Origin of the sequence: Streptomyces sp. NPDC001093 (genome assembly GCF_040298985.1) — a bacterium.
Classification (GTDB): Bacteria; Actinomycetota; Actinomycetes; order Streptomycetales; family Streptomycetaceae; genus Streptomyces.
This window is the reverse complement of the sequence record NZ_JBEPBF010000082.1, coordinates 31,205-45,525: the sequence shown is the minus strand read 5'-3', so window position 1 is coordinate 45,525 and position 14,321 is coordinate 31,205. Positions and strand designations below refer to the sequence as shown.

The window sequence follows — 14,321 nt, the reverse complement described above, 5'->3', positions numbered from 1 at the left end:
CCTCGGCAGGGGTCTCGGCGGCGGGCTCGGCGGCGGCCGGGACCTCGGCGGCAGCGGACTCGTCGGCCTTCGGCGCACCGGTGGGCGCGGACGCACGGCGGGTGGCCCGGCGGCGGGTACGACGCGGAGCGGCCTCCTCACCGGCACCGCTCACCTCGGTGGCAGCGGCAGCCTCGGCCGCAGGAGCCTCGGCAGCGGCGACCGGTGCGGCCTCGGCGGCAGCGGACTCGTCGGCCTCCGGCCCACCGGTGGGCGCGGACGCGCGGCGGGTCGCGCGACGGCGCGGACGGGCGGCGGGCGCGGCCTCCTCCGTGGGCGCGGGCTGCTCCTCGGCCTGCTCGGTCTCGACGGCGGACGCGGCCGGAACGACAGCCTCGGCGGCCTCGGCGGACGCCGGCGCACCGGCAGGCGCGGAGGCACGACGCGTGGCACGGCGGCGCGGACGAGCGGCCGGCGTGGCCTCTTCCGCGGCGGCGGAGGCAGGGACGGTGGCCTCTGCGGCCACCGGGGCCTCTGCGGCCTCCTCGCTCACACCGGTCTCAGCAGCACCGACCGGCGCGGAGACGCTGCGCGTGGCGCGGCGGCGGGCCCGGCGCGGGGCGGCCTCCTCCCCGGAGAGGACCTCGCCACCCTCGGCGACGGCGACGGGCTTCTCGGTCTCGGCGGCGGACGCGGCCGGGACGACGGTCTCGACGGCCTCGGCAGGCGCCGGCGACCCGGTGGGCGCGGACGCACGACGTGTGGCACGGCGGCGCGGACGGCCTGCGGGCGCGATCTCCCCGGCAGCAGGTGCCGCGGCGGCCTCGACCGCTTCGGCCTCGATCGCCTCCACGGCCTCCTCGGCACCTTCAGCCCCCAGCGCCTCAGCGGCGTCAAGGACCTCGGCGACCTCGTCGGACTCCGCGGCCGGTATGGCCGGCACGGTCACCTCGGCGGGGGCCTCGGCCGCGGCGGCGGGCGGGCCCGCCGGGCGGGAGGCGGCACGGCGACGCCTGCGCGGCGGCAGGGTGTCGCTGGGAGTGTTCAGTTCGGAACCCTCGCGGGGTTCGGTCGGCTCGAGCATGCGGGCGTTTCTCCCGTCAGGCTCCCGGGCGCCGCGCCTGGTCCGGCACCGGTCTCGATCGACCGTCCGCCGTTGACGTCCACGGCCCGCGTGATCCGCGATGGCCGCCGTCCGGGGCGCGGGCGCCGCACGGGAGCACTCTGTGTCCTGTCTCGCCGGTTCCGTACGCCTTGTCGGTACGGCCTGGCGAAAGTCTTCTGGTCGGTGCGCTGCCCGACCCAGGTGGCTCCCGAGTACGAGGGCGGCGCTTACGACGTCCGTCCCTACGCGGGACCTTCCGGCGTCGGCGCCGTCGCGGCGGCGGCCGGTGCGGCCGTCAGGGCCCCGGCTGCCTCGCGGTCGGGCGCGAGCGGGTCGGTCACCGTGCCGGTCTCTTCATCGAGCAGCCCCTGCGCCAGCCTGGTCACCGCTGCGGGGACCGGCGGCGCCAGGTCGGCCACGGCGCGGAGACCGGACAGGACGTCGTCGGGTCGTACGGCAGGCGTCACGTGCCGAACAACCAGCCGCAGTATCGCACAGGGCTGGTCGGTAGGCCTATCAGCCGGTGAACCGTGCGTTTCCAGGCTCACCACGGCCGGGCGGGCGTCGAAGGTGCGGACGCCGCTCTTGGTCATCCGCTGGACCTCGACGGTCTCCGTCCGGTGGAACGCGTCGACCGCGCGCCCGGCGTCGGCCGGGTCGACGCCGTCCAGCCGCAGCTCCCAGACGGAGGCCGTCAGCCGGTCGGCGAGGCCCGGGGTCCGCGCCTCGACCGCCTCGACGACGTCGAGCCCGGGGGGCAGCGACTCGTCGAGGAGGACGCGCAGGGTCTCCGGGTCGCGCGGTGCGGTGAGCGCGATCTCCAGGTACTCCGCCTCGCTGCCCGTGCCGGTGGGTGCGGCATTGGCGTACGACACCTTCGGATGCGGCGTGAACCCGGCCGAGTACGCCATGGGCACCTCGGCGCGGCGCAGCGCACGCTCGAAGGCGCGCTGGAAGTCTCGGTGGCTGGTGAACCTCAGGCGGCCGCGCTTGGTGTAGCGCAGTCGGATGCGCTGCACCGCGGGTGCGGGCGGCGGGCCTTCGGGCTGTCGCTTGCCCAGTGTCCTAGTCCTTCGTGAGTGCGGTCGTACTGCTACCAAGAGTACGTGCCGCGCGCCCCTGAGGTTCCCGCCGGTCCACAGCGGCCGCCTGCCGTGGTTCCCCGAACAGCATCCGCCGGAGGTCGGCGCGGGCCTGCCGTACCGTGTCGCGGGCGCCGGTCAGGGCCTCGCGGACGGCTCGGCCCAGCACGCGTGCGCCCTCGGCGGCGGGCCGCAGGACGCCGTCCCGGACGAGGTGACCGGCCGGGGTCAGGACGGTCCGGTACACCCAGCGCACGGGCTCCACGAAGATCCACCGGAAGAGGGCCCCGAGCGCCCGGCCGAGGGCCCGGGAGATCCGTCCGGCGATCCGCCAGGCGTGCCCGAGGGCGTCGCCGACCTCACGCGCGACGACGGCGAGGAACCGGCCGACGGGGGCGAGAACCCGGCGCCGCAGCGCGAGGGCCGGCAGGACGAGGAGGACGCGGAGAGTCCAGTACAGGGCGACCCCGATGCCGGTGCCGATCAGGCCGAGCAGCCGGCCCAGCCCTCGTACACACCGGGCGACAGCACGCCCGACGGGCGTGAGCACCCGGTCGTACAGCCATCGCGCGGGTACGACGAGCAGATGCCTGGCCAGCCGGGCGACGGCCGTGTACACGCCGGTGCCGACGGCGGCGAGGACCGCGCCGACGCCCCTCAGCAGCCAGGTGATCGCGTGCCCGATCGGGCTGAGCACGCGCGCGTACACCCACGCGAGGGCGTGCCCGAGGGGCGTGAGCACGTACCGGTGGCACCACAGGGCCGGTACGACGACGAGAACCGTGCCGAGCCAGGCGAGCGCCCTGCCGACGGGGACCAGGACATAGCTCCACAGGCCCACGGACGGCCACACGAACAGGGCCTTTCCGACCCACAGCAGCGCCCGGCCGAGCGGCCTGAGCACGGTGTCCCGCAGAAACCTTCCGGCGACGACGAGGGCGTCCCACGCCATGCGCACCGGCACCACCAGCACCAGGACGACGATCCGCAGGGGCACCCGGATCGCGACGGTCAGAACCCTTCCGGCTGCCGGGGCCGGGGAGGCGGCTTGTGAGGTTCCATACCGGAGTAGACGCCGGCACCGCCCGTTCGGATCCGGCGATCCGGCCTCGCAGGCACTCGATGAGGGCCGCGGCGGGCGTCTCATGTCTCCGGGAACGGGGTGGCAGCTCGGCGGTGTCCACCAGATCCGGTGCGACACCGTCGAGCACCGAGCGTACGAAGCGCCGGGCCACGACGACGTTCTCCGGGACCGGAGTCAGGCGTCGCGGCGGCACTCCGGGACGACCGGGGCTGCCCGTACCGGCTGGGTAACCAGAAAGACCCGCCCGAAGAGGGCAGGTGCCCGGTCCGGCAGGCGCATGTCCGCGCCACCCCCGCGTGCTAAGTGCCGTCCGGTCGCGGCAGGTCCTGCTCGGTCCAGATGATCTTTCCCGTGGGTGTGTAGCGCGTACCCCAGTGATGGGTCATCTGGGCGATGATGAACAGGCCCCGTCCGCCCTCCTCGTCACTCGCGGCGTGCCGCAGGTTGGGCGCGGTGTGGCCGGTGTCGGAGACCTCGCAGATCAGGGCCCGGTCGCGGATCAGGCGTACCTTGATCGGACCGCCGACGTAGCGGATGGCGTTGGTGACCAGTTCGCTGACGATGAGCTCGGTGGTGAACGCCAGGTCGCCCAGCTCCCATTCACCGAGTTGCTTGCTGACGGTGGTGCGGATGGTGGCCACCGCCGCCGGGTCCGGGAGCACCGCCCACTCGGCGAACTGCTTGCGGTCGAGCCGGCGGGTGCGGGCCACGAGCAGTGTCGCGTCCACGTCCACCGGCCCCGGCAACAGGGCGCTCACCGCGCGGTCGCACAGTGTCTCCAGGGGCGCTCGGCCGTCGCCCAGGACGCGGGACAGCTGCGCGAGCCCGGCGTCACGGTCGTCGGCCGCCTGGAGGAGGCCGTCCGTGGAGAGGGCGACGAGACTGCCCGGGGCGAGGTCCAGTTCCGTGCTCTCGTAGGGCAGGCCGGCGATTCCCAGCGGCGGCCCGGTCGGCAGCTCCGGATAGTCGACGACGCCCGTGTGGGCTTGTACGACGGCCAGCACGGAGTCCCCGGCCCGGGCGAGGCTGCACTTCCCCGAGACGGGGTCGTACACCGCGTACAGGCAGCTCACGCCCAGCGCCTCGTCGACGTACGGCCTCAGGTGTCCCGGGCCTTGGCCGGCCTCGCCTTCGTGCGCGGTCTGCTCGACCAGGTCGGCCAGGCGGGACAGCAGCTCGTCCGGGCTCAGGTCCAGCCGGGCCAGAACGCGCACGCCCGTACGCAGGCGTCCCATGGTGGCCGCGGCACGCAGGCCATGACCGAGCACGTCCCCGACGACCAGGCCGACCCGGGTACCCGACAGGGGAATGACGTCGTACCAGTCGCCGCCCACCCCGGACCCGCTGTCGGCGGGCAGGTAACGGCTCGCCGAGTCGACGGCGGCGTGCGTCGGCAGACGGCGCGGAAGCAGGCTCCGCTGGAGTTTGAGGGCCACGGCGTGACCCCGGGTGACCACCGGCATCAGCAGGAGGCCGATCAGCAGGGAGCCGAGGCCCAGGACGGTGACGCCGCCCGTCCTGCCGATCAGCGGCAGGTCGACGGCTGTCGTGCCGTACCCGGGGTTCGCGTAGACGACGAAGGCGGCGTAGACGAACAGCGAGATCATCATCAGCCCGCCCAGCCCCGGCAGTACGCCCTTGAAGACCAGGTCCCTGGCGCTGCGGGTCAGGACCTTGCGGTAGTACCAGATGCAGGCGAAGCCGGTCAGGCCGTACTGGAACGCGATCGCGAGACCGACCGAGTCGATCGAGTCGGCCAGGACGTTCCGGCTGAACGACGCCAGCAGGACGAACAAGGCGATCGAGGCCGCTCCCATGCCGACGGTCCCCCAGGTCGGAGTGAGAAACCTGCGGTGGACCCGGGCGAACCGGGAGGGGACCGCCTTGTGGACCGCCATGGAGAAGACGGTCCTGGCCAGGGGCAGGATGGTGGTCTCGGCGGAAGCCAGCGCGGAGGTCAGCACCATCAGGATCAGCAGTCTCGACAGGAGCAGCCCCATGTCGTGGCTCCCGAACACGGCGTCGCCCAGCCCGGACAGCACGTCGCCCGAGTTGTGGGTGTTGCCGAGCCCGATGCCCGAGGTGCCGACTCCCGCGAACGCCTGCGCCGAGGTGGAGACCAGGCTGTACGTGATCAGGAGCAGCACGGTGGACACGACCGCGGAGCGCCCGGGGATGCGCGCGCTGTCGATGGTTTCCTCGTTGACCGAGAATGCGGTGTCCCAGCCCCAGTAGATGAAGACCCCCGCGAGGATTCCCGAGGTCAGGGCGCTTACCGAGGGCACCTCGAAGGGGTTGAACCAGGAGGCCGAGACGTGGATCGCCGTCGCGGGAGGGTCGGTGTAGACCCTCACCAGCGCGGCGATGGAGAAAAGGAACAGCATCACCATTTCCAGGCACAGCAACCAGCGCTGGACGGCCGCCGAGAACTCGATGCCGACGTAGCAGATCACGGTCAGCATGGCGATCCAGACGACGCCCGCCACGGTCGTCCAGAACCTGTCGTCCGCCAGTCCGTCCAGGCCCACCAGCCGGAAGCCGTACGCAGCGGCGATCTGGGCGAGGTTGCCCATGACGATGATGTTGGCGACGATCAGGCCCCAGCCGCCCATCCACCCCGTGCGCGGCCCGAAGGTGCGGGTGGCCCAGCTGAAGGTGGTCCCGCAGTCGGAGTTGCTCGCGTTGAGCTCCCGGAAGGCGCACGCGACCAGCACCATCGGTATGAACGCCAGCATCGTGACGATCGGGGCCTGCAGTCCGACCCCCGCCACGATGACGCCCAGGGTGGCGGCCAGGCTGTACGCCGGGCCGGCGGAGGCAAGGCCCATGGCCACCGAGGAGAACATGCCCAGGGCGTCGTTCTTGAGCCCTTTCCGGCCGGCCCCCGTCCCGGGGGCGGGGCGGCCGGCGGACACGGCGCCGTCGAAGTGCCTCACACTTGATTGCACCGCCGGGCCGGTTCCCTCCGCAACAGCGCAGGGCAGCAGCGGGAACCGCGCCGGTCACAAAACCGGGCGGCGCGTCCGACGCCCGCCGACCGCCCTTGGGGCGGTGGTTTCACGGCCTCTCGGTGTCGGTCCACGCTCGGATCGCCTCGGCATGTTCACGGATCAGAGACATCCGGGCCTCCCATTCCTCTCCGCGCCGGTGGTGGGGATGGGCGGTGATCTGGCCGCCGTGCTTGCGGTAGACCAGTCCGGTGTCGCCGATGAACCATCCGTCGGCCAAGGCGTCCAGACCGAGGAGAAGTCCGGTGTCGCCCGAGGCCGGCAGGGCCATCCAGCCACCCAGCAGCGCCAGCAGGGAGCGCCTCACGCACAGGGTGGCGGGGTGGACCTGGGGGCGGTGGTGCTCGGTCCAGAAGCGGAACGCGCTTCCCCGGGGGAGCCGGCCCGGTTGCGGGTCGCTGAGTTCGAAGGAGACGGTGCTGCCGTCCTCGAGGAGGTCGACGACCCGCGATGTCGTCCAGCCGACCGAGGCGTCCTCCTCCAGCACGGCGATGTCCCGTGCGAGAGAGCCGGCGGTGAGCTGGTCGTCGGAGTCCAGGGTCTTCAGGTAGACACCGGTCGAGCGGGCGAATGCCATGGTGCGTGCCACGTGGGGGCCGCCGGCGCGGGACGCCGAGATCCGGATCCGTGGATCGTCGGCCGGCAGATACGACTGTGCGCGCACGCCGCTGCCGTCCTCCTGCACGCACCACTCCCAGGACCATCCCTCGGGAAGGTCCTGGGAGAGCAGAGAGGCGTAGGCGTCGGGAAGAAAACGGACAGCATCGATGTGTACCGGGGTGACGATGGAGACGACGTTCACGACTCTCTTCCTGGTTCGCGGAGCGCTGTACGGGGGACCGATGCCGGCCGAGGCACGCGGCCCCTCCGGCCTGGACAGGAGAACTCCGGGTTCATCGGGGATCCGGCCCTCGGAGACGGCCTCGCCCAGCGGCAGCGCCCTGCCTTGCAACCGCTGGTCAACGCCTCACCGGCGACGGTGACGACGCTGACGAGGGGCACGGGTTCGGCGCTCCAGCACTGTGGTGTGGTAACGGGCTCGCTGCGGGGTTCAGGCTACAGGTGGCGCCGCCGACCCTCCCTTTCCTGTACGACGCCCGGATCAACTCCCGTACGACGCCCGGGTCGACCCCGATCCGGCCCGGCCGGCACCCCGCCCTCCTGGTGGTCCGTCAGCAGCGCGCCCCGCGCGGCGGAGAGGCTGCATCGTCGTGCTGTTCGGATCCCCGCAACGCCGCCGCCCCGCGGCCGACATGCCGCGCGTGGCGTAATGAACCGCTCCGGCGGCTTCCCGGGTCACGTTGTGCGGAGGTGGTCGGCAGCGAGGACGGGAAAGCGGGTGATCCACCGGGCCATGGGCACGGAGAGCATCGACCGATCGGAGGGCTTCGGCGAGCGGCTGCTCGGCCTGCTGCTGGACAGAGCGCGGCTGCTGCCGCCCCAGATGATCGCCCCGCTGATCGCGGAGGGGGTGGCCAGGATCGGCGGTCGTGACGTCTCCATCCTGCTCCAGGACTACGCGCAGGAGCTGCTGGTGCCGCTGCCGGGCAGGAAACTGCACGTGACCCAGCCGGAGCCGATGGCCGACTCCCCCGCCGGGCGGGCTTTCCTGCGCGGGGACGCCGTCGAGGTGCCGCAGGCCGCAGGCGTCCGGATCTATCTGCCGCTGCTGGACGGCAGTGACCAGGTGGGCGTCATGGCCCTCACCCTGGACGCCGTCGGCGACGACGACCGGCGCCTGCTGCACAGGCTCGCCAGCCTGGTCGCCGACATGCTGGTCACCAAGAACGCCTATACCGACCAGTTCTTCCAGGCCCGGCGCCGGGAGCCGATGAGCGTGTCCGCGGAGATCCAGTGGAGCCTGCTGCCGCCGCTGACGATGTCCGTTCCCCAGGTCGAGGTGGCCGGGGCCCTGGAGCCCGCCTATCGCGTCGCCGGCGACAGCTTCGATTACGCCCTCAACGACAACATCCTGCACATGGCCGTCATCGACGCGATGGGCCATGGCCTGGACGCCGCCACGATGGCGACCGTGGCCATCGGCGCCTACCGGCATGCCCGGCGCGTGTTCATCAGCCTGGACGAGAAATACACGTTCATGGACGAGGCCATTTCCCGGCAGTTCGGCCCCGACCACTTCGTCACGGCGCAGCTGATGCACCTGAACATCACCACCGGTCAGATGGAGCTGGTCAACGCGGGCCACCCCGCGCCGCTGCTGATCCGCGGCGGCCGGGTGGTGCGGCAACTGGAGAGCGCGACGACGCTGCCCGTTGGTTTCGGCGGCGAAATGCCCCGAGTCAAGGAACACGTGCTCCAACGAGGCGACCGGGTGCTCTGCTACACCGACGGCATCATCGAAGAGCATGTCGGCGGGGAGGTGTTCGGCGAGGAACGCCTCATCCACTGCGTCAACCGCCTGGGAGAAGAGCCGTCAGTGGGTGTGCGGGCGGATCTGCGCCGCCTCTCCCACACGCTGAAGAACGAACGGGGCGGGCTCACCACCGACGACGCCACCCTTTTCATGATCGAGTGGCACGGGGGAACCGCCGACCACCTCGCGACCCTCGGCTGAACGTCTCGACTGAACGTCTCGACGTCGGCCGAGTCCGCACCCGGCACCGGGCCGAGATCGGACCCGCGAGCCTCACTCACGTCAGTGAGCTCGCGCGTCAGGCCGAGGCCGTGGGGAGAGGCTGTTCGGTCCAGATGGACTTGCCGGTCCGGGTGTGCCGGGTGCCCCAGCGCCGGCAGAGTGCGGAGATGAGCTGCAGGCCTCGGCCGCCCTCGTCGGTGGCGGAGGTGTGGCGGATGTGCGGCGTGGTCAGGCTGGCGTCGGAGACCTCGCAGATCAGTGCGCGGCTGCGGAGCATGCGCAGCCGGATGGGGCCGCAGGCGTGCCGTACGACGTTCCCGACCAGCTCGCTGACCAGGAGTTCGGTGGTCATGATCAGGTCCTCGTCGGCCAGGTCCCAGTCGGTGAGCTGGGCGCGGACCAGCTCACGGGCCTGGCCTGCCGCCATCGGGTCCTCCGGCAACGGCCACTCCGCGACGTTCTCCGCGTCCAGCGGGTGGGTGCGGGCCAGCAGCAGGGCGGCGTCGTCCACCAGCGCGCCTTGGGCGGGCAGGAGAGCAGAGGTGAGGGTGGCGCAGAGGGCATCCAGGCCGGACGCGTCCGCCGGTGCGGCCGGCATGGCGTTCACGGACTGGAGGAGGAGCTCGGCGAGGCGGCTCATGCCCGTGGTGACGTCCCTGTCCTTGCTCTCGACCAGGCCGTCGCTGTAGAGGGCGAGCAGACTGTCGGCGGGCAGCAGGGTCTCGAGGGTTTCGAAGGGGGGAGCGGCCACCCCCAGCGGCGGGTCCGGGGTCATGGGCAGGAAGGTGACGGGGCCGTCGGGGTGGGCCACCGCCGGGGGCGGATGACCGGCGCTGGCGTACGACAGACGCCGGGTCACCGGGTCGTAGATGCCGTACAGGCAGGTCGCGAAGGCATCGTTGCCCAGGTCGCCGACGATGTCGTTGAGGTGACCGAGGATTTCGTCGGGTGGCAGCTCCAGCTCCGAGAGGGTGCGCACGGCCGTGCGGAGGGCACCCATCGTGGCGGCCTCGGCCATGCCGTGGCCCATGACGTCGCCGATCACGAGCGCCACCCGGGCCGCGGACAGCGGGATCACGTCGTACCAGTCGCCGCCCACGTCGGCCCCCTGTTTGGCCGGCTGGTAGCGCGCCGCCGCCGTCACCTCGGGCAGCTGGGGCAGGGCCCGCGGCAGCAGGCTGCGCTGGAGAGTACGGGCCCGGGTCGTCGCCTCGTCATAGAGCCCGGCCCGCTCCAGGGCCTGCGCGATCAGTCCGCTGAGCGCCGTCAGCAGCGTTCGTTCGTCATCGTTCAGCACCCGCGGTCGCCCGAAGGAGATCACCGCCGCGCCGATCTCGCGCCCCGATACCGCCAGCGGCAGAAAGGCCCACGCCTGCTTGCCACCCTCCCGGATCAGGATCTCGGTCCTCGGGTATCGATTCAGGAACTCCTCCGGGGAGGAGATGAAGAGCGTGGTGCGGGTGCGCAGGGCGTCCCCCAGCGGGCTGGTGGTGTCCCTCACCGTCCACTGCCCGTCCAGCTGCCGGGTGAAGCGCTCCGAATATCCCCGGGAGCCGACCACGGTCAGGCGGTCGCCGACCACGCCGAGCATGACGAGTCCGGTGGCCCCGAGGGGGGTCATCACGCCGTCGGCCACCGCGGCCATCACATCCTGCGCCGTGACGGCCTCGGCCAGCTCCCGCGTGATCCGCTGCACCAGGGCCGCCCGCTCCGCCGCCGCCCGCTCCGCCGCGGACCGCTCGAGCTCCCGCAGATGCCGCTCGGTGGTGTCGGTGATGTAGAGCGTCAGGCCTTGCGGCACCGGGACCAGCCGCAGGTGGTACCAGGACGTCCCGTCCGGCCCCGGTACGTCGAATCCGGCCGCTTGGCCCTCGGCCGCCGTGGCCCGGAACCGTTGCTCCAGCCCCGGCACGGCATGCAGCGCGGGAATGTCCCAGAGCAGGGCTCCGGCCACATCGCCCGCGGCGCCGAAGAGCCGCTCGGCGGCCTGGTTGAGAAATCCGATGCGCCAGTCCGTGTCCAGGGAGACGAAGCCGTCGCTCATGTGCCGCAGCGCCCGACCCACCGACTCGGCGGCGGTGTGCGTCTCGCTGCTGTCCCGGAGGGTGCCGATCACCTTCACCGGTGTCCCCTCCTCGTCCGTGAGCGTCCGGGCGCGAGCCTCGATCCAGAGGTACGTGCCGTCCTGGCGCCGGACCCGGTACTCGTCCTGGAAGCCGCCGCGGAGCTGGATGCCCATGTCGAAGCCGCTGACCGCCCCCGGCAGGTCGTCCGGGTGGATCAGTTCCGCCCACGCCTCGATGCCGCCGGCCATCACCCCCGGATCGATGCCGGCCAGCACCTCCTCGACGGGTCGGTCGGAGGTCAGCTCACCGGTCCGCAGGTCCCAGGTGTACGTGATGGATGGCACCCCTTCCGCGTCCCACCGGGATGCCTCCCCCTCGGCGTCCCACGGGGGAGTCTCCCGCGGTCCCGCCCCGTTCTCCAGGGCGCGCAGCAGGGTGGCGGACGGACCGAGGATCCCGGACGACCTGAGCCTCTCGGACATCCATGCCGCCACCTCGTTCAGGAAGGAGCACTCCGCCGCGCCGGGCTCGTCGCCCGGGGCGAAGAGGACCGAGAGCGCGCCCCGTCGCCGGCCGCCCGGAATGGGGACGGCCAGGTGAGCGATGCCGGCGGGGACTCGGGAGGGCCACAGGGCAGCGGGGTCCCGGCCCGGCACCGGGTCGGGCGGGGCCAGGTCGGGCTGCCAGGTGAGGGCGTCCTCGCGGGCGGCCCTGCTGGGCGGCGCCGTGCCCCGTGCCGGGATGATCAGCCAGGGCCGGATCATCGACTCCGGCAGGCCGCTGTGAGCGACCAGGTAGAGGATGCCGCTCATACCGCCGCCCGGGAGATGAACCATGCCGCCCAAGCCGTGCACCTCGGCCACCGCCTGCTGGAGCGCGGTCAGCAGCACGTCGACGTCGCGCCGGTCCTCGTCCACGGCTTCGAGCAGCCGCATCCGTATGAGGGGCCGCTCCGAAGGCCGTACGGCCTGTACGGTCCCCGAGCCCTGCGGCTGGTGCAGCGGATGGGAGGAGCGGGGCATGAACGGGTCGGTGTTGTGCGCATCGCCGCCTCTGGACTTCACCACTGCCGACAGTCACCTCCGCTGGCCCGCTGAGCCACATGGGGTCGGATGCGTACCTGCAGCGATCTACATCCGCACAATCCACATCCATCCTAGTCGGGACAATTTAAGCGATTTCACCCACTCAGGGGAACCGCTCGCATCGATGAACCGACAGTGGGATCACCTCACCGCTCGTCGCCCCTGAGGCTTTGCCCGACGGCTGGTGCGGCACGCGCAGCACAGTTGATCATTGGCCGTCTTCGAAGACGAAGAGCGGTTTGCTGCCGTGTGCGGGTGCTTCGGCGAGCGAGACGGCCTCTTTGAAGCTTTCGATCGGGAACGTCCGCCCCCGGGGGATGCTCAGCACCTCGTCGACGACGAGACCGCGAACCCGGGACAGCGCGCGCAGCGCATCCTCCGGTGGGGCAGTGCCGAACCAGCGGTTCAGCCAGAAGCCACGGACGGCCTTGGTCTCGTAGATGACCGAGCGTGCCTGCAGCGGGATCGTCAGTGCCGCAGGGTCGGTCTGCCGATGGGTCGAGAGCGCGCCGTAGACCACGAGCTCCCCTCCCGGAGCCAAGGCCTGGGACACCTGGGCACCCACGGGCCCCGCGACACAGTCGACGGCCTTCCGCACGCCGGCCGGCCCCGCTGTCTCAGCCACACGCCGCACCAGGTCCTCGTCCTCGGTGCAGATGACCTCGTCACCACCCAGCGCTTTGATCTCCTCGACGGCATCGCGTCGCCGCACGACATTGATCGTGCGAACACCCAGATGCCTGGACAGCTGAATGACGAGCCGGCCGACGGTGGAGCCCGCGGCCGTCTGCAGCAGCCATTCGCCCGGCTGTACGTCGAGTTCGCGCGTCACGAGGAGCAGCGCGGTCAACGGGTTGACGGCGAGTTGACAGGCGCTGGAGTCGCTCAGCTGGTCAGGGACCGGCAGCAGCCTTCGCGTGTCGGCAACGAGGTACTCCTGCCAGGTGCCGGCCACGGGGGGCCCGGGTACCGCCGGGACCACAGCGGCCACCACGCGCTCACCGACCCTCAGTCCCTCGGTATCCGGGCCCAGGGCCGCAATACGACCCACGCATTCCATGTGACCCCCGACAGCGGGAAACCCCGGGGAGAAGCCGTAGCGGCCGCGCAGCACGTGCAGATCACTGGCGTGAATCGGAGTCGCCTTCACACGGATCAGCGCCTGACCGGATTCCGGCGTGGGAACAGGCCGGGATTCCAGCCGCAGGACATCGGTGGGCTCGCCGGCCTCTACGGCTACGAGCGCGCGCATGGATCGAGGCATGAGCGGCCTTTCGTCTCTCAGCGCCCGAGAAACGTGTCGGCGCGCTGGATTCGTGCGGCCTCCTGAGGCCAGTGATCAGGACCGCTCGCCGCAGCGCGCCACACTGAGTTCGGATATGAATCCGTCATTTCACGCTACGCCCGGCCCCCGAAAGATTCCCGGCGGCGGACCATGCACCGCGGCGCGAACGCCCGGAAGGCAGCCGACGGCACCGGCGGGCCAGGACGCGAAACGCCGACCGCGCCTGGCGCAGCGGTCACCTCCTCCTCGCTCACCCGCGGGCCACCCGGTCGCTCCCGCCCGTGTTCAACCCGCGTCCGTCATGCGGCGGGCCGACCCTGCCGCCCGATCGGCTCGGGCCAGAAGGCCGGCTCGACTGCGAGGCCACCACATCAGGTCGGCCAGGAGGAGCACGACCATCAGCCACGAGGCGGTGATCTCGCCCGTGGCGCTCATCACGGTGTCGTACACGGCGAGAACGAGCGCGAGCGCGGTGACGAGCAGGACAACCCAGCGGCGCAGCCGCTCCTCCTCGGCGGCCCGGCGCAGGGCGCCGACGTACCCGATGACGGAGGGCGCCAGCCGGGGATCGCCGATGGCCTCGCCCCGCCGGGTGGCGCGCACCACAGCCGCGCGATCGGCGCGGTTCATGCCCTTGGCCTCGGGCCAGATCCTGTCCATACGGCGTGCCACCCGGACCCCGTAGAAAAGGCTCAGCACCACGAAGACCACCGCGGCGCCCGCCCATGACCTCGCCTCGATGAGAACGAAGGCCCCGAAGAAGACACCGGCGGCAAGTCCGGCGCCCACAGCCCGGCACACCGACCCCCGCTGCCACATCCAGCCTGGAACGAGAATCACCCGTTCACGGTGGCCACTGCCCCTCAAGGACGCAACCACCGCACCGGCACGTCGACACCCCGGCACACGCACACGGCGCACCACAAGGGCCAGCCGACCGACCTGGCAATCTCTTCAGCCAACGGCCGGGGCCCGAGCGCGGGCACTCCTCTCCCCCGCCGCAAGCCGTGATGCGGGCGCCGCAGTTCAGT

Annotated in this window: 8 protein-coding genes and 1 pseudogene; 1 reads left to right on the top strand and 8 read right to left on the bottom strand. The window is 71.9% G+C overall.

Features of this window, described 5'->3' with window-relative positions; genetic code table 11:
• The 5 genes and pseudogenes from ABT288_RS32120 to ABT288_RS32100 form a co-directional block, all read right to left on the bottom strand.
• A pseudogene (locus ABT288_RS32120) lies at positions 1-1,063 on the bottom strand (Rne/Rng family ribonuclease); the annotation flags it as partial.
• Between the two features lie 263 nt (positions 1,064-1,326).
• The gene (locus ABT288_RS32115) at positions 1,327-2,103 is read right to left on the bottom strand and encodes a TIGR03936 family radical SAM-associated protein (RefSeq protein ID WP_351615195.1); all 777 of its coding nucleotides are present in this window, start codon (positions 2,101-2,103) and stop codon (positions 1,327-1,329) included.
• Positions 2,104-2,149: 46 nt separating this feature from the next.
• Positions 2,150-3,163: a hypothetical protein gene (locus ABT288_RS32110; protein WP_502972873.1), complete on the bottom strand. Its 1,014-nt coding sequence runs from the start codon at positions 3,161-3,163 to the stop codon at positions 2,150-2,152.
• 386 nt (positions 3,164-3,549) lie between these two features.
• Positions 3,550-6,186, bottom strand: a complete 2,637-nt coding sequence (locus ABT288_RS32105) for an amino acid permease (RefSeq protein ID WP_451335430.1) — start codon at positions 6,184-6,186, stop codon at positions 3,550-3,552.
• A gap of 121 nt (positions 6,187-6,307) precedes the next feature.
• Entirely contained in the window at positions 6,308-7,060 is a 753-nt protein-coding gene (locus ABT288_RS32100; RefSeq protein WP_351615192.1) for a glycosyltransferase family 2 protein, read from the bottom strand.
• A gap of 552 nt (positions 7,061-7,612) precedes the next feature.
• Here ABT288_RS32100 and ABT288_RS32095 point away from each other — a divergent pair.
• Positions 7,613-8,833, top strand: coding sequence for a PP2C family protein-serine/threonine phosphatase (locus tag ABT288_RS32095; protein ID WP_351615189.1), 1,221 nt, complete (start codon positions 7,613-7,615; stop codon positions 8,831-8,833).
• A gap of 97 nt (positions 8,834-8,930) precedes the next feature.
• Here ABT288_RS32095 and ABT288_RS32090 read toward each other — a convergent pair whose 3' ends face one another.
• The 3 genes from ABT288_RS32090 to ABT288_RS32080 form a co-directional block, all read right to left on the bottom strand.
• On the bottom strand, positions 8,931-11,987 hold the full coding sequence (locus ABT288_RS32090) for a SpoIIE family protein phosphatase (RefSeq protein ID WP_351615187.1): 3,057 nt from the start codon (positions 11,985-11,987) through the stop codon (positions 8,931-8,933).
• Between the two features lie 226 nt (positions 11,988-12,213).
• Positions 12,214-13,257 carry a zinc-dependent alcohol dehydrogenase family protein gene (locus ABT288_RS32085; protein ID WP_351615184.1) on the bottom strand — a complete coding sequence of 348 codons (1,044 nt, stop codon included), beginning with the start codon at positions 13,255-13,257 and terminating at the stop codon, positions 12,214-12,216.
• 318 nt (positions 13,258-13,575) lie between these two features.
• Entirely contained in the window at positions 13,576-14,130 is a 555-nt protein-coding gene (locus ABT288_RS32080) for a hypothetical protein (RefSeq protein ID WP_351615181.1), read from the bottom strand.
• Between the last annotated feature and the right edge of the window lie 191 nt (positions 14,131-14,321).

What these genes read in the sequence shown, in the direction of transcription:
- ABT288_RS32085 (WP_351615184.1), bottom strand. Translation starts at nt 13,257, where the DNA reads ATGCGCGCGCTCGTAGCCGTAGAGGCCGGCGAGCCCACCGATGTCCTG.
- ABT288_RS32095 (WP_351615189.1), top strand. Translation starts at nt 7,613, where the DNA reads ATGGGCACGGAGAGCATCGACCGATCGGAGGGCTTCGGCGAGCGGCTG.